A 15,131-nucleotide genomic window follows, 5' to 3' on the forward strand; every position below is an offset into this window, starting at 1 on the left:
GAACCTCTCCACGATCCGCGCTGAGCAAAGCCAGGTTGCTGTGCGTATCAAGGGGCCATAGAAAGTACTCTCGAAGTCACACACCGGAATGAGTACCAGTAGTCACTGGTCAGTTGTTGCAAAGCCGGCATTCAGCCCGCGTCCATCGCAGCAATATTGCTCGCCAACGAGCAATCGGCGCTGATGCTCCCATGGCTTTGAGATCAGTTGCGATGCCGGGCAGGACAGTGACAGCTGCATTCACCAAGGGCGGCAGCAGTTGAAATAGATGGATAGTCCATTCGGTGGGCAATGCGGAGACCAGCGCTTTGTTGCGATCGGTGGCATTGGCAATTCTTGCTGGAAGACCATTCCACGATGCGATGGCTATCCATGTGGTTTCATGGCCCTGATTGAAACCGTTCCGGCGTCTATCCGCAACGCGAGCCATTCCAAGTCCTGGTCGAGGAACCGGCATAGCGCCGGTGCCATGATCACCATGGACCGAGGCGGCTCCTTCATGAATGCTGCCGGGCACGATCAGCGAACGCGTAAGTCATCACCGGCACAGATGGCGAGCTCAATCGCTCCCTGGTAGGGACAAGCGCTTCAAGCCTCAATATTGGCTCGCCGCAAAGTGTTGGGAGGTCGAGATCGGCAAAGGGGCCGAGCGGCTCGACCAAGCTGGATCCCGCCAAGGACTCCCATCGACTTTGAAACGCCTATTTGGCTGAAGACGAATCTTCAGGAGCCAGAATGGAGCGGAGTCGGTTGCGTGCTCCGCGACGACCGATCAGGCTTTCATCAAGGCGCGATGCCAATGCATCGATGTGAGCAATCATTAATTGTTCAGCCCGCAGATTGTCTCCAGCCGCCAGCGCCTCAACAATGGCGGCGTGATCGTCATTGAAGACTCTGGCCTCGGTCTTCGATTGGTATAGATCTGAAATCAGAGTTGTTCGTGCCGAGAGATCGACCATCATAGAAGTCAGGAACCGATTGCCGAGACACTCTGCCAGGCAAATATGAAAGTCGGCCAGCAGCCAGCTGCGAGCTTCTGCGTCCCCACAGGCAATGGCTTTGCGCTCTTCAGCGATGTGCTTGCGCAGGCGTTTCAGTGTTGCCTGCAAGGGTTGACCAGCATCACGCAGCATGCCCGGCTCAACGACGCGCCTCGCTGCATAGGTTTCCTGAGCCTCCTCAAACGAAGGCTCTGCAACATACCAGCCAACCCTGGAGCGGACTTCCACAAATCCCCGGGTCTGAAGGTGCATCAAGGCCTCGCGGACCAGGGTGCGGCTGACCTGAAACAAGTCCGCAATGTCTTGTTCACCCAGTTTCTCTCCCGGACGAAGCTTGGCTGTCAGGATCGACTCTATGAGACGCTCGGCGATCTTGGTTTTGGTGATGACTGGAGTACTCATTAAATTGATTTTATGCGACCGAGCTGTTACGAAGTTGAGGATAGGAAGAGTCAATAAATTCGACCATGCCCGCAATGGCAGGTGATAAATATCGCGCTCCAGAGAACATGTGACGGAGCTGACTGAAGGAGGAGCGTAAGTTAAATATGCCTAGTGGGCTATTCGTCTTTCTTCTCCTGCGATTGCCTCAAGAAACGTCCGGCACACCTTAAGGGAGAACACCTAGCTTTTCCTCAATCAATGTTGTATACAAGTGTTGAGTTCAAGATTTATGATGAAGCAATGGAAACCTCACTCACCTGGTCCATTGCAGAAAGTCTGACCAAAGCAATTGTTGAACATCGACTGATGCCCGGCACCAAGTTGTCGGAACAGAAGCTGGCCAATCATTTTGGTGTTTCCCGCACTCTGGTTCGCCAGGCTTTGTTTCATGCATCACAGAACCGGCTGATCAAGCTCGAGCCCACGCGCGGTGCCTTTGTGGCCACGCCCTCGGTTGAAGAAGCGCGCCAGGTGTTTGCCGTGCGTCGCATGCTCGAAGCCGAAATGGTGCGCAATTTTGCCGCGCAGCAGACACCCTCCCGCTTGTTGGAGCTCAAAGCGCATGTGGCTGCCGAAAGGAAGGCCATGGAAGCCAATGACGTGGGCCAGTGCACCGAACTGCTGGGCGACTTCCACGTGCGCATGGCCGAGCTCATGGGCAACGAGGTGCTGGCTCAACTGCTGGGCGAGCTGATTTCCCGCTGCGCATTGATCACCCTGATGTACCAGTCTGCATCGGCGGCCGAGCATTCGCACGAAGAACATGCCGACATCGTGACCGCACTGGCTGCGGGCGATGCCGAACATGCGGTGCAGCTGATGCAGTTGCACCTCGATCACATGGAAGAAGGTCTGTCCTTTAACCGTACTTTGCCAACGCACGATTTGTCGATGGCACTTTCATCCGTATCCCTATGACTTACGATTCCACCGCCTCCTACCCACGCGACCTGATTGGCTACGGCCGCAACACGCCCCATCCCGAATGGCCCGGCAAAGCCGGCGTGGCTGTTCAGTTCGTGCTGAACTACGAAGAAGGCGGTGAGAACCATATCCTGCATGGCGACCCCGGCAGCGAGCAGTTTCTGTCGGAGATGTTCAATCCCGCCAGCTACCCGGCCCGTCACATGAGCATGGACGGCATCTATGAATACGGCTCGCGAGCAGGCGTCTGGCGCATTCTGAAAGAGTTCGAGAAGCGCGGTCTGCCGCTGACCGTGTTCGGCGTGGGCACGGCGCTGCAAAAGCATCGCGAGCTGGCCCAGGCCTTTGACGAGCTGGGCCACGAAGTGGCCTGCCACGGCCTGAAGTGGATTCACTACCAGAACGTGCCCGAGGAGATCGAGCGCGCCCACATGCAGCAATGCGTGGACATTTTTGAAGAGATCTACGGCCACGACGGCGACCACGGCCTGGGCTGGTACACCGGCCGCGACAGCCCCAACAGCCACCGCATCGTGGCCGATGCCGGTCGCTTTACCTACGACAGCGATTACTACGGCGACGACCTGCCCTTCTGGATGAAGGTCGCCAAGAGCGACGGCACGACGCACAACCAGCTCATCGTTCCCTACACGCTGGACGTCAACGATATGCGCTTTGCCCTGCCCCAGGGTTACTCGCATGCCGATCCGTTCTTTCAGTACATGAAGGACACATTCGATGTCCTGTACGCCGAGGGCAATGCCAGCGGCGACAACGCCCCCAAGATGATGAGCATCGGCATGCACTGCCGACTGCTGGGCCGTCCCGGCCGGATTACAGCGCTGCAGCGCTTCCTCGACCACATCCAGAAGCACGACAAGGTGTGGGTGTGCCGCCGTATTGATTTGGCTCGTCACTGGGCCGAGCGTTTCCCTTGCAATGAAGCAGTCTCGGCCTGACTGTACGATCCGAGAACCCCAGGCGATTGAGGAAGGCGAGCCGGGCATTCGATTTTCGAGGCATCATCGCAGCCAGTTCCAACTAGTGCGGCCCTGCATCCTGCCCTGTGGGCAGGGCTAGCCTCTGCGGAGGCGTGCCAAGTGCGCCAAGTGCTGTCCCTGCTTTACCGTTGATCGGTCCATGCTGACCAAAAGTGCTGGGTGTTATCACCATCCCTTGCGAGGAATCGAACGAACCCGATCAGCCTCGATACGCACCAAGCAATGCGAATGCATCTGCTTACAGCCCGCATCCAGAGCGCGTGCGCTCGGGAATTGATAGCTGCCTTTGATTCCCGAAGCCAGTCGCGGGATACTTCAGGCTTCGAAAACTCACCGAGAACAACAACTATGCAAGGCCATCCCGAAGTCGTCGACTACCTCAAGGACCTGCTTCGCGGCGAGCTCGCGGCGCGCGACCAGTATTTCGCCCACTCGCGCATCTATGAAGACCAGGGGTTCGCCAAGCTCTTCACGCGCCTGGACCACGAGATGCAGGAAGAAACCCAGCACGCCGACGCACTGCTGCGCCGCATTCTGATGCTGGGCGGCCGCCCCGACATGCGCCCCAAGGAATTCACGCCCGGTGAGACCGTTCCCGAGATGTTGCGCAAGGACCTGGACACCGAATACGAAGTCCGTGCCGGGCTGCAGCAAGGCGTGGCGCTGTGCGAGCAGCACCGCGACTATGTAAGCCGCGACATCCTGCTGGCCCAGTTGCACGATACCGAGGAAGACCACGCCTACTGGCTGGAAAAGCAGCTGGGACTGATCGACAAGATCGGACTGCAGAACTATCTGCAAAGCCAGACCTGAGCCCTGCAACGCAGCGCGGAAAAATACTGAGGCCGTCCTTGATAGACGGCCTTTTTCATGGACTTGGGACGAGTTCGGAAACCATAGTCATCACCAGTGGCGGCAGAGCGGCCTTGTGCCGGATTGTCGATCTTGCAGGGCTTGCCCGACCCCATCTTCTGGAATGGGGCTCCACCAGAATTCACGCCCTTGTGGCATCCCATTGACTCGTTGAGAAACGACAAGTCAGCGCCCCCGGGCAGCTCGGTCATCACCGGATGTCATCCGGGACTGCCGCTCCTCGTCTCCAACCAGGCACAAGCTGCAGCTGCCTGCAGGACATGGCAATGCCGATGCACATGTCGAACAGGCCCCAGCACCCGGGCCTGCCCTGCACGCCGCATCCTCAGCGGATTGCCGTTGCGGGCGTGACCTGTACCTTCATGCTGCGCACAATGGCCGCCAGCACCACGCCATAGGCGGGAACAAACAGCAGCAGACTCACACCCAGCTTGATGACATAGTCGACCATGGCGATTTCCACCCAGTTGGCCGCCATGAAGGCATCGGAGCTATGCCAGAAGGCGATCGAGAAAAAGGCTGCCGTGTCCAGCACCTGGCCGAACACCGACGCAGCCGCCGGAGCCAGCCACCAGGAATGGCTTTTCTGGCGGATGCGGTCGAAGACCTGAATATCCAGCAACTGGCCCAGCACATAGGCGGCAAAACTGGCCAGTGCAATGCGGAACACAAAGCCATTGAAGCTTTGCAGCGCTTCCCAGCCATTGAAGCGGCCCTCGTGGAACAGCACGCCCACCACATAGGACACCACGAGCGCGGGGAGCATGGCACGCATGATGACGCGTCGCGCCGCGGTCTTGCCGATCAGGCGCACGGTCAGATCTGTGGCCAGAAAGATGAACGGAAAGCTGAAGGCGCCCCAGGTGCTGTGAAAGCCCAGCAGCGTGATGGGCAGTTGCACCAGGTAGTTGCTGGCGATGACCAGCGCGATATGGAACGCGACGAGAACGGAGAGGTAAAACGGCACGCGCGACGCTTGCGTCTGCACGGCATGAGCGGATGTCATGACAGTCCTTTTTGGTCGATGGGGGCGAGGGAACCCATGGTTGCGAAGAGTGCGCCAGCGCGGCGCAACCGTGAATTTTATGCTGTACGGAATTATCTCTGCCTCCCCCGGCCCGCTTATCCGCCCGGACACATGGCGGATATAAGAAAAAGCATAGCTTGTGGCGCCTGCCAATCCATGTTGTCAGCAGTGAATCAGCCTGCTTTCAATGAAAGACAGACGCTAGCCGCTATCCTTTTTTCATCGTTCAGAGCGCTAGCTGTGCGCCCTGCCCGGCCGCATGGCGCGTGGCACGCAGCCCTGCCCACTGCAGATCGGCCAGGACCAGCACCACGACGGCCTGTGCCGCCACCCAGGCCAGACCCCAGGCACTGAGCGCCAGCCCGGAGCCAAACACCAGGACCGCGCAGCCCAGCGCCCAGCCCAGATTGCCAACCGCCACCAGACCGATCAGCGTGCGCGGCAGGGGCTCGCGACACGCCATCCAGGCTGCGGCCGATGCATAGGCCAGCAAGAAAAGACCTGTTGCCGTCAGCAGGAAAGGCGGCAGACCCGTCAGATCGGCCAGCGGCCGCTGCAAGGCCAGTTGCAGCGCGCCCGTGGCGGCGCAGGAGGCCGCATCGGCCCACATCACAAGACGCAGAAACCGGGGAGAAGCAAAGAGGGACATGGAAGACTCCTGTTCTGAGAGCAAGTTCTTGCGGCCGGCCCTGTGCCGGCTGCTGGGGTCCATGATTGCCATCCGCTCGCACAGCGTCGATAACCTTGCAGGTCATGGCCTGCTGCCCGGCCTGCCACTACGATGCGGGCATGAACTCCAGCACCGCCCCCTCTTCTTTTCATGCCGCTCATATGCCGCCCGGCGCACGCGCGCCATTCGGCGAGCACCTGCGCCATTGGCGCCAGCATCGCCGGCTGAGCCAGCAGGGGCTGGCACTGGAGGCCGAGATCTCGACGCGTCACCTGAGCTATGTGGAAACAGGCCGTGCACAGCCCAGCCGCGAGATGGTGCTGCGGCTGGCCGAGCGCCTGTCGGTGCCGCTGCGCGAGCGCAATGCATTGCTGGTGGCTGCGGGCTTTGCCCCCATGTACCAGGCCCGTCCCCTGGACCACCCCGATCTGGCCGCCGCGCGCCAGGCCGTGGAGCTGGTACTCAAGGGCCACGAGCCCAGCCCGGCCCTGGCCGTGGATAGACACTGGAACCTGGTGGCGGCCAACGCCATCGTGCCGCTGCTGCTGGACGGTGTGGCGCCCTGGCTGCTGGAGCCACCCGTGAATGTGCTGCGCCTGAGCCTACATCCCGAGGGACTGGGCCCACGCCTGGCCAACTCCGCGCAGTGGCGTGCCCATTTGCTGCACCGCCTGCAGCAGCAGATCGCCGCCACGGCAGACAACGAGCTGCAGGCGCTTCATGACGAAATCGCAGCCTACCCGTTCGCCGAAGACAAGGACTCCCCGCCGCCCAGCCCCATCGCCGTGCCCTTTGAATTGCACACCGACCTCGGCACACTGAGCTTCATAAGCACCATCACCATCTTCGGCACGCCCGTGGACGTGACGCTGCAGGAGCTGGCCGTCGAGTCCTTTTTCCCGGCGAATGCCGAGACCCAGGCGGCGCTGCAGCGGCTGCAGCAGGGCCACCGAGCCGCCTGAAAAGAAAAAGCCCGCAGGACTTGCATCCTGCGGGCTTCTTAGCAAGACCCTTGAAGGCCTCGATTTCTGGTGCCTAGACGCTTAGATCTTGGCAGCCACTTCAGCGTACTCGGCGATTTCGTTGAAGTTCATATAGCGGTAGACGGAGGCCTTGTCGGCATCGATCACGCCCATTTCCTTCAGATACTCTTCCTTGGAAGGCAGGTAACCCAGACGCGAAGCGATGGCTGCCAGTTCGGCCGAGCCCAGATACACGTTGGTGTTCTTGCCCAGACGGTTGGGGAAGTTACGAGTGGAAGTCGAGATGACAGTCGCACCTTCACGCACTTGAGCCTGGTTACCCATGCACAGCGAGCAGCCGGGCATTTCTGTACGGGCACCGGCAGTGCCGAAGGCAGAGTAGTGACCTTCCTTGATCAGCTCGTCCTGGTCCATCTTGGTGGGAGGAGCCACCCACAGCTTGACGGGGATGTCGCGCTGGCCGCCAAGCAGCTTGGCTGCAGCGCGGAAGTGACCGATGTTGGTCATGCAGGAACCGATGAAGGCTTCGTCGATCTTGGCGCCGGCCACGTCAGACAAGGTCTTGGCATCATCAGGATCGTTCGGGCAGCAAACGATGGGTTCCTTGATGTCGGACATGTCGATTTCGATGACGTGAGCGTACTCAGCGTTCTTGTCGGCTTCCAGCAGGTCTGGCTTGGCCAGCCAGGCTTCGACCTTTTCGATACGGCGCTGCAGAGTCTTGGCGTCGGCGTAACCGTCAGCGATCATGTTCTTCATCAGAACGATGTTCGATGTCAGGTATTCCTTGATCGGCTCGGGGTTCAGCTTGATCGTGCAACCGGCGGCAGAGCGCTCGGCAGAAGCGTCGGACAGCTCGAACGCTTGCTCGACCTTCAGATCTGGCAGGCCTTCGATTTCCAGGATGCGACCCGAGAACTCGTTGATCTTGCCGGCCTTGGCAACGGTCAGCAGACCTTGCTTGATACCGTACAGAGGAATTGCGTGCACCAGGTCGCGCAGAGTCACGCCTGGCTGCATTTCGCCCTTGAAGCGCACCAGCACGGATTCGGGCATGTCCAGAGGCATCACGCCGGTCGCGGCACCGAAGGCCACCAGACCGGAGCCTGCGGGGAAGGAGATGCCGATGGGGAAACGGGTGTGCGAGTCGCCACCTGTACCCACGGTGTCGGGCAACAGCAGGCGGTTGAGCCAGCTGTGGATCACGCCGTCACCAGGACGCAGGGCCACGCCGCCACGGTTGCTGATGAAATTGGGCAGTTCGCGATGGGTCTTCACGTCCACGGGCTTGGGATAAGCCGCTGTGTGGCAGAAGGACTGCATCACCATATCGGCGGAGAAGCCCAGGCAGGCCAGATCCTTGAGTTCGTCGCGGGTCATGGGGCCGGTGGTGTCCTGCGAACCCACGGTGGTCATGCGAGGCTCGCAGTAGGTACCGGGGCGCACGCCCTGACCTTCGGGCAGACCGCAGGCGCGGCCGACCATCTTCTGGGCCAGTGTGAAGCCGGCCGTGGAAGCGGCAGGAGCCTGGGGCAGACGGAATTCGGTGGATGCGGGCAGACCCAGGGCTTCGCGAGCCTTGGCGGTCAGCGAACGGCCGATGATCAGGTTGATACGGCCACCGGCTTGCACTTCGTCCAGCAGCACGTCGGACTTGAGCTGGAAGTCAGCCACGGTTTCGCCGTTCTTGACGATCTTGCCAGCGTAGGGCAGCACGTCGATCACGTCGCCCATTTCCAGCTTGGAAACATCGACTTCGATGGGCAGAGCGCCGGAGTCTTCTTGCGTGTTGAAGAAGATGGGAGCGATCTTGCCGCCCAGAGTCACGCCACCAAAGCGCTTGTTGGGAACAAAGGGAATATCCACGCCCGTGCCCCAGATGATGGAGTTGGTGGCGGACTTGCGCGAAGAACCGGTACCGACCACGTCACCCACGTAGGCAACCAGATGGCCCTTCTTCTTCAGGTCTTCGATGAACTGCATGGGGCCGCGCTTGCCGTCTTCTTCGGGCTTGAACGCCGCGTCGGGACGCGTGTTCTTGAGCATGGCCAGGTAGTGCAGAGGAATATCGGGACGGCTCCAGGCGTCGGGAGCGGGCGACAGGTCATCGGTATTGGTCTCGCCGGGCACCTTGAAGACGGTGACGGTGATCTTTTCCTCGACCTTGGGACGCGAAGTGAACCACTCGGCATCGGCCCAGCTTTGCATCACTTCCTTGGCCTTGGCATTGCCGGCCTTGGCCTTGTCGGCCACGTCGTTGAAGAAGTCGAACATCAGCAATGTCTTCTTCAGCGCGTCGGCAGCCACGCCAGCCACTTCGGCATCGTCCAGCAGCTCGATCAGAGGGTGAACGTTGTAGCCACCCACCATGGTGCCCAGCAGCTCGGTGGCCTTGGCCTTGGAGATGAGACCCACCTTCAGGTCGCCGTGAGCCACGGCAGCCAGGAAGGAAGCCTTGACCTTGGCTGCATCATCCACACCGGGCGGCACGCGATGGGTCAGCAGATCCATCAGGAATGCATCTTCACCAGCGGGTGGGTTCTTGATCAGCTCGATCAGGTCTGCGACCTGCTTGGCATCCAGAGGCAGCGGGGGGATGCCCAGTGCGGCTCGTTCTGCCACATGGTCACGGTAGGCTTTCAACATGGGTTCTCTCCAATGGTTTTTTGAAAAAGGCTGCGCGTGGAGCGCGAATTACAGGACTGGCGCATGTGCGATACGCCAGTCCTCAGCCTCGCCAGACTTATTTGCTGTCCAGCAGGCTGGGAGGTGGGTTCTTGCGGATGGCTTCGGCCACTTGCTGCTGCTCGGGGCTCATGCACTCATCCGCCAGACGCTGGCCGGCCTTCTGGTTCATCAGCATGGACTTGTTGGCGATCTGCAGCCACACTGCACCGGCAGCCTTGTCTTCCAGGCGCACGGTGCCGGTGGAAGTCTTGACGGGAGACATGTGGTACTTGAAGCCACGGCCGTCCACGATGAAGTAACCGGGGTTGGCGGTGTCGGCATTCACATTCACATAGGCACCGAGCTCGCAGGCAATGCGGCCCTTGTGCACGCGCTCGGCCACGGCCAGCTCTTCCGTGCCCAGTGCGGCGGAAGCCGGGCCGGCGGCCACGGCGGCGGCAGCACCCGCGCCACCTGCAGCTACGGCAGCAGCAGCCTTGCCCTTCTTGGAAGTAGTGGTGGCCTTCTTGGCGGCGGGAGCCTTCTTGGCGGCGGCCGCCTTGGCCTTGGGAGCGGTTTCTGCCACGGCAGAGTGGCTGATTGCGACCAGGGGAGCGGCAATCATCAAAGTGGCGATCAGGGTCTTCATAGGAATTAGCTCCTGCAGACTTGTTATGAGTTCAACGGATTGAGGCCGGGGCAAACCAGGGTTGAACTTCAACCGGCAAGACCTGCCCCGTCTGGTGAGCGCGCTCCAGCAACTGCCAAAAATAGCGGTAGCTCGCGCGGTCGTGTAGTACACCACCAAAACTGATGGGCGCCCAATTCTGCACCGCTGCAGAGGTAAGTATTTGTGCCGCCTGTAGAACTTCGTCCTCTGCTGGCGCAAATGCACGCAGAATCGGGCGAATCTGGTCAGGATGGATGCTCCACATGCGTGTGTAGCCAAGCTCACGCGAGGCTTTTTGCGCGCAAGCCTGCAAAGCTTCAGGATTCTTGAATTCCGTGACCACGCAATGCGAGGGCACCTTGCCGTGGGCATGGCAGGCTGCCGCGATCTCGAGCTTGGCACGAACGACCAAGGGATGCTCGAACTGACCCTGCGCCGTCATGGCGGAGGCCGGGATGGCGCCACCGTGAGCCGAGACAAAATCCATCAGCCCGAAGGAGATGCTTTGCACAGCCGGGTGCGCGGCAATGTCGAAGGCCTGCTGCACGGCAGCAGGAGACTCAATCAAGACATGTAGCGGCACACGCTTGTCTGTCGCGCGCTGCAGGGCTGCTTCGGCCTTGATGACGTCATCCACCGACTCCACCTTGGGAATCATGATGTGGCAGAGCTTGTCCGCCGCGCCGCCGGCAATGATGTCCATGTCTGCCTGGAAATGAGCATGCTCCACCGCATGCACCCGGGCCGCCACGCGCGCGCCTTGAGCCGCTCCATTCGCCAGCTCGACCACCAGGCGAGCGTGCTCGGCCTCCTGGCCGACAGGAGCGCCATCCTCGCAGTCCAGCGTCACGTCGAACACACAGGTGCCGAACTCCTGCATCATCTCTGCCTGCAACTGCAGGCTTTTGCGCATGCGCGCTTCCACGCCGCTGTAGTGATCGCAGACGGGCAGACGCTGAGCGCCACCCTGAGCATCGAGCAGCACGGTGGCGGGATGAACCAGTTCTTTCGTCATGACTTGCGCTGAGCCACCATGAAAAGTCGGGGAAAAGCCAGCAGACGCTTGCCGTCGGCTCGCTCCGGATACGCCGCATCGATGCGGCTTTGATACTCGGTCAGATACTCGGCTTGCAGCTCCCGGGGCAAACCTTCCACGAAAGGCTTGAGGCCCGTGCTGCTGAGCCACTGCACAATCGCTGCGGCCGAGTCCATGGGATGCTGGTAGACGGTGTGCCACACATCCACGCTCGCAGCCTCATTGGCGGGAGCCGCCGGCTGGGGCGCTGCCAGCAGGTCGTAATACACCCCTATGGGCAAAATTTCGGTACGCACCTTGCTCGCGTCCCCGATGTGCGCCACAAACCGGGGCAACTGGGCGACTTCGCGCATGTTTCGGTGCGAGGGTTCCTGACGGTTGTCAGGCATCTGCACGGCCAGCACGCCACCGGGCGCCAGCAACGAAAACAGACGGGGAATCAGGCTCTCATGCTCGCCCACCCACTGGATGGAGGCATTCGCATAAATCAAATCAGGTGCTGGCTCACCTTCAGCAGGTGCCCAGGAGGCAATATCACCGGCCTCGAACCTGGCCTGCGGCAACTGCCTACGCGCAGTCTCCAGCATGGCTTCGGAATTGTCGACACCGAGCACATCGGCGCCGGGAAAACGTTCCACCAGAAGTTCGGTGGAGTTGCCCGGCCCGCAGCCCAGATCCACGATGCGGAGGCTGCGAGCGGGTGAATGCAAGCTGGAAGGTACTCTTGCCAGCAGTTCTGCCGCAGGGCGCGTGCGCTCATTGGCAAAGCGCAGATATAGCGCAGGGTTCCAGTCTTGCATAGGTTTTGCGCTGATTACAGCAGGTGCTTGACGCCGTCCTGCTCGCCTTGCAGCTCAGCCAGAGTCTTGTTGATGCACTCTTGCGAGAAGGCGTCGATTTCCAGACCTTCGACGATCTTGTATTCGCCGTCAGCTGTGGTGGTCACGGGGAAACCGAACACGATACCGGCGGGGATGCCGTACTCGCCGTTGGAAGGCACGCCCATGGTGACCCATTCGCCGTTGGAGCCCAGGGCCCAGTCACGCATGTGATCGATGGCAGCGTTGGCAGCCGAAGCAGCCGACGACAGACCGCGAGCAGCGATGATGGCGGCGCCGCGCTTGCCCACGGTGGGCAGGAACACGTTGGCATTCCATTCCTGGTCGTTGATGGCTTCCTTCACGGACTTGCCGTCCACGGTGGCGAAGCGGTAGTCGGCGTACATAGTGGGCGAGTGGTTGCCCCACACGGTCAGCTTCTTGATGTCGCCAACCTTGAAGCCGCCCTTGGCAGCCAGTTGGGAAGCAGCGCGGTTGTGGTCCAGGCGCAGCATGGCGGTGAAGTTCTTGGCGGGCAGATCGGGAGCCGACTTCATGGCGATGTAGGCATTGGTGTTGGCGGGGTTGCCGACCACCAGAACCTTGACATTGCGCGAAGCCACGGCGTTCAGAGCCTTGCCCTGGGCGGTGAAGATCTGGGCGTTGGCAGCCAGCAGGTCAGCACGTTCCATGCCGGGGCCACGAGGACGGGCACCCACCAGCAGAGCGTAGTCGGTGTCCTTGAAGGCGGTCATGGGGTCGGCGTGGGCTTCGATGCCGGCCAGCAGGGGGAAGGCGCAGTCTTCCAGCTCCATGATCACGCCCTTCAGAGCGTTTTGAGCCTTTTCGTCGGGGATTTCCAGCAGTTGCAGAATAACGGGCTGATCTTTACCCAGCATTTCGCCAGAGGCGATGCGGAACAACAGGGCGTAACCGATTTGGCCAGCTGCGCCGGTAACGGCGACACGGACGGGCTTCTTGCTCATGGTGAAACTCCAAGATTGGAAAAAATTGAGATGTTATGGGCGCCAGGTTGCACCAGCGTAACCACCAGTAGCGCAAGCTCCGCAAACATGCGGCAAGTGTACTGCTGAAATCAAAGCCCGGTCAATTTGTCTTATGTCTTATATAAGATATGATCTTCACTTAGCGACCAGAGTCAAATCGACTGTTTTTTGTGCATCGCATCGCGGAGGCGATACCTTCAAAACCAACTATGCCCAGCCCCCACAACACAGCCCCGGACAACAACGCCAGCCATAGCGGTGGTGCCGGCGTCTCCACCCCAGCCTTCAGCCCTCTGTACCAGCAGATCAAGGGCCTGATCCTGCAAAGTCTGGAAGCTGGCGAATGGCGCCCCGGAGAACTGATCCCCAGTGAAATGGAGCTGGCAGCACGCTTCAAGGTCAGCCAGGGCACGGTGCGCAAGGCAATCGATGAGCTGGCTGCCGAAAATCTGGTCATGCGCCGCCAGGGCAAAGGCACGTTTGTGGCCACTCACGCCGCCCAACAGGTGCAGTACCGCTTTCTGAATCTGCGCCCCGATGCTGGCGACCTGCAGGGCGAAGGCCGCGCAGAGCGCCACATCCTCGAGTGCCGCCGCCTGCGCGCGCCTGCCGAAGTGGCCCGCGCCCTGGCCCTGCGCACCGGCGACGCCGTGATGCATGTGCGCCGCACCCTGTCCTTTGCTGCAATCCCGACTATTTTGGAGGACATCTGGCTGCCTGGCAACGCCTTCAAGGGGCTGACGGCCGAACAGATGTCCAACTACCAGGGCCCCACTTACGCAATGTTCGAGCTCGACTATGGCGTGCGCATGGTGCGGGCCGACGAGAAAATTCGCGCCGTTCTGCCGGATGCCGAGCAAGCCCAGTTGCTGAACATTCCCAGCACCACGCCGCTGCTCAGCGTGGAGCGAACTGCTTACACATACAACGATGTTCCCATGGAGTTACGACGCGGCCTGTACCGCACCGACACCCATCATTACCGCAATGCATTGAACTGAATCCCCCCGTAAAAGCGTTGATTGCAACAGAGCCCAATCATCTGCTATGCAAATTCGGCTAACGGATTCTGCTGCATTGCAATAGAATTTTGTGTCGCTTCGCACTAGCGATTACAACGCAGTTACATCCACGAAAGTACCCTGCCATGACAGAGCAAAAAGCAAAACAGCGGCCAGAGTTCCGCAATATCAACTTCTTCTCGGACCTACCGACCTATCGCCTGCCCCTGGCAGGCATTGTGTCCATTCTGCACCGCGTCAGCGGCCTGCTGATGGCAATCCTGCTGCCGTTCATCATCTGGATGTTCGACAACTCGATCTCGTCGGAAATTTCGTTTGATTCCTTCACATCGGTATTCGCAGGTCCCTTTGGCTGGTTTGCCAAGCTTGTCTGCCTGGCACTGATCTGGGCCTATCTGCACCACTTCTGCGCAGGTGTCCGCCATCTGGTGATGGACGTGAACCACCACGCCGTGAACAAGCAGACCGGCAAGTCCACCGCCGCCGTCGTTCTGTGCATCAGTGTTGCCCTGACCGTGGTGCTTGGCGCCAAGCTGTTCGGCCTGTACTGATCAGCGCCCAGTCAATAACACCTCACGATAAGGAAACAACCATGTCCGTGAATTACGGCTCCAAGCGCACCGTTGTCGGTGCGCACTATGGCACCCGCGACTTTCTGGCTCAACGCTCTACCGCCGTCCTGATGGCGCTGTACACCGTTGTGCTGCTGGTGCGCTTTCTGACGGTCGGCGGCCCCGTGGGCTACGAGCAGTGGGCCGGCATTTTTGCTCCCCAGTGGATGAAGTTTCTGACCCTGGCCCTCTTCGTGGCTCTGGGCTGGCATGCCTGGATCGGCGTGCGTGACATCTGGATGGACTACGTCAAGCCCGTGGGCCTGCGCCTTGCACTGCAAGTGGTCACCATTGTCTGGCTGGTCGGCTGCATCGGCTGGGGCATCCAGGTTCTGTGGCGTCTCTGATTGAGACACAGTCTCCACGATTGAAGGTTA

Annotated in this window: 16 protein-coding genes; 7 read left to right on the forward strand and 9 right to left on the reverse strand. The window is 60.3% G+C overall.

What is annotated here, in order from left to right; translation table 11 throughout:
• Positions 1-109 precede the first annotated feature (109 nt).
• Both MPZ60_RS17740 and MPZ60_RS17745 read right to left on the reverse strand, forming a co-directional pair.
• On the reverse strand, positions 110-430 hold the full coding sequence (locus tag MPZ60_RS17740; protein ID WP_157838027.1) for a hypothetical protein: 321 nt from the start codon (positions 428-430) through the stop codon (positions 110-112).
• Between the two features lie 271 nt (positions 431-701).
• The gene (locus MPZ60_RS17745; RefSeq protein WP_003063980.1) at positions 702-1,403 is read right to left on the reverse strand and encodes a GntR family transcriptional regulator; all 702 of its coding nucleotides are present in this window, start codon (positions 1,401-1,403) and stop codon (positions 702-704) included.
• A gap of 282 nt (positions 1,404-1,685) precedes the next feature.
• Here MPZ60_RS17745 and MPZ60_RS17750 point away from each other — a divergent pair, with 282 nt between their 5' ends.
• The 3 genes from MPZ60_RS17750 (at position 1,686) to bfr (ending at position 4,183) form a co-directional block, all read left to right on the forward strand.
• Positions 1,686-2,363: a GntR family transcriptional regulator gene (locus MPZ60_RS17750; protein WP_034411041.1), complete on the forward strand. Its 678-nt coding sequence runs from the start codon at positions 1,686-1,688 to the stop codon at positions 2,361-2,363.
• Entirely contained in the window at positions 2,360-3,328 is a 969-nt protein-coding gene (gene puuE, locus MPZ60_RS17755; RefSeq protein WP_149353968.1) for an allantoinase PuuE, read from the forward strand. Before MPZ60_RS17750 ends, puuE begins: the two co-directional genes overlap by 4 nt.
• A 390-nt stretch (positions 3,329-3,718) precedes the next feature.
• On the forward strand, positions 3,719-4,183 hold the full coding sequence (bfr, locus tag MPZ60_RS17760) for a bacterioferritin (protein ID WP_003063542.1): 465 nt from the start codon (positions 3,719-3,721) through the stop codon (positions 4,181-4,183).
• Positions 4,184-4,568: 385 nt separating this feature from the next.
• Here the strand turns inward: bfr and MPZ60_RS17765 are convergent, their stop codons facing one another.
• Entirely contained in the window at positions 4,569-5,249 is a 681-nt protein-coding gene (locus MPZ60_RS17765; protein ID WP_034356835.1) for a 7-cyano-7-deazaguanine/7-aminomethyl-7-deazaguanine transporter, read from the reverse strand.
• Between the two features lie 247 nt (positions 5,250-5,496).
• Positions 5,497-5,919 (reverse strand): hypothetical protein, encoded by a 423-nt coding sequence (locus MPZ60_RS17770; RefSeq protein WP_034356914.1) that lies wholly within the window; start codon positions 5,917-5,919, stop codon positions 5,497-5,499.
• Between the two features lie 140 nt (positions 5,920-6,059).
• Between MPZ60_RS17770 and MPZ60_RS17775 the strand changes: the two genes are divergently transcribed.
• The gene (locus tag MPZ60_RS17775; protein ID WP_052057631.1) at positions 6,060-6,902 is read left to right on the forward strand and encodes a helix-turn-helix domain-containing protein; all 843 of its coding nucleotides are present in this window, start codon (positions 6,060-6,062) and stop codon (positions 6,900-6,902) included.
• A gap of 81 nt (positions 6,903-6,983) precedes the next feature.
• Here the strand turns inward: MPZ60_RS17775 and acnB are convergent, their stop codons facing one another.
• From acnB to MPZ60_RS17800, 5 genes are all read right to left on the reverse strand, one after another.
• Positions 6,984-9,569, reverse strand: a complete 2,586-nt coding sequence (gene acnB / locus MPZ60_RS17780) for a bifunctional aconitate hydratase 2/2-methylisocitrate dehydratase (RefSeq protein WP_003074861.1) — start codon at positions 9,567-9,569, stop codon at positions 6,984-6,986.
• Between the two features lie 97 nt (positions 9,570-9,666).
• Positions 9,667-10,239: a hypothetical protein gene (locus MPZ60_RS17785; protein ID WP_034356841.1), complete on the reverse strand. Its 573-nt coding sequence runs from the start codon at positions 10,237-10,239 to the stop codon at positions 9,667-9,669.
• A 31-nt stretch (positions 10,240-10,270) separates the two neighbouring features.
• Complete coding sequence (locus MPZ60_RS17790; protein WP_034356844.1) at positions 10,271-11,275, reverse strand: CoA ester lyase; 1,005 nt, start codon at positions 11,273-11,275, stop codon at positions 10,271-10,273.
• On the reverse strand, positions 11,272-12,096 hold the full coding sequence (tam, locus tag MPZ60_RS17795) for a trans-aconitate 2-methyltransferase (RefSeq protein WP_034356847.1): 825 nt from the start codon (positions 12,094-12,096) through the stop codon (positions 11,272-11,274). Before tam ends, MPZ60_RS17790 begins: the two co-directional genes overlap by 4 nt.
• 14 nt (positions 12,097-12,110) lie before the next feature.
• Entirely contained in the window at positions 12,111-13,100 is a 990-nt protein-coding gene (locus tag MPZ60_RS17800; RefSeq protein WP_003063568.1) for a malate dehydrogenase, read from the reverse strand.
• A 230-nt stretch (positions 13,101-13,330) separates the two neighbouring features.
• Here MPZ60_RS17800 and MPZ60_RS17805 point away from each other — a divergent pair, with 230 nt between their 5' ends.
• The 3 genes from MPZ60_RS17805 (at position 13,331) to sdhD (ending at position 15,101) form a co-directional block, all read left to right on the forward strand.
• Positions 13,331-14,122: a GntR family transcriptional regulator gene (locus tag MPZ60_RS17805; protein ID WP_012839254.1), complete on the forward strand. Its 792-nt coding sequence runs from the start codon at positions 13,331-13,333 to the stop codon at positions 14,120-14,122.
• A 146-nt stretch (positions 14,123-14,268) separates the two neighbouring features.
• Positions 14,269-14,694, forward strand: a complete 426-nt coding sequence (gene sdhC / locus MPZ60_RS17810; protein WP_003063573.1) for a succinate dehydrogenase, cytochrome b556 subunit — start codon at positions 14,269-14,271, stop codon at positions 14,692-14,694.
• A 41-nt stretch (positions 14,695-14,735) separates the two neighbouring features.
• Positions 14,736-15,101: a succinate dehydrogenase, hydrophobic membrane anchor protein gene (gene sdhD / locus MPZ60_RS17815; protein ID WP_003063575.1), complete on the forward strand. Its 366-nt coding sequence runs from the start codon at positions 14,736-14,738 to the stop codon at positions 15,099-15,101.
• The last annotated feature ends 30 nt before the right edge of the window (positions 15,102-15,131 follow it).

It is taken from the genome of Comamonas sp. 7D-2 (assembly GCF_022749555.1).
Taxonomy (GTDB): Bacteria; Pseudomonadota; Gammaproteobacteria; order Burkholderiales; family Burkholderiaceae_C; genus Comamonas; species Comamonas thiooxydans.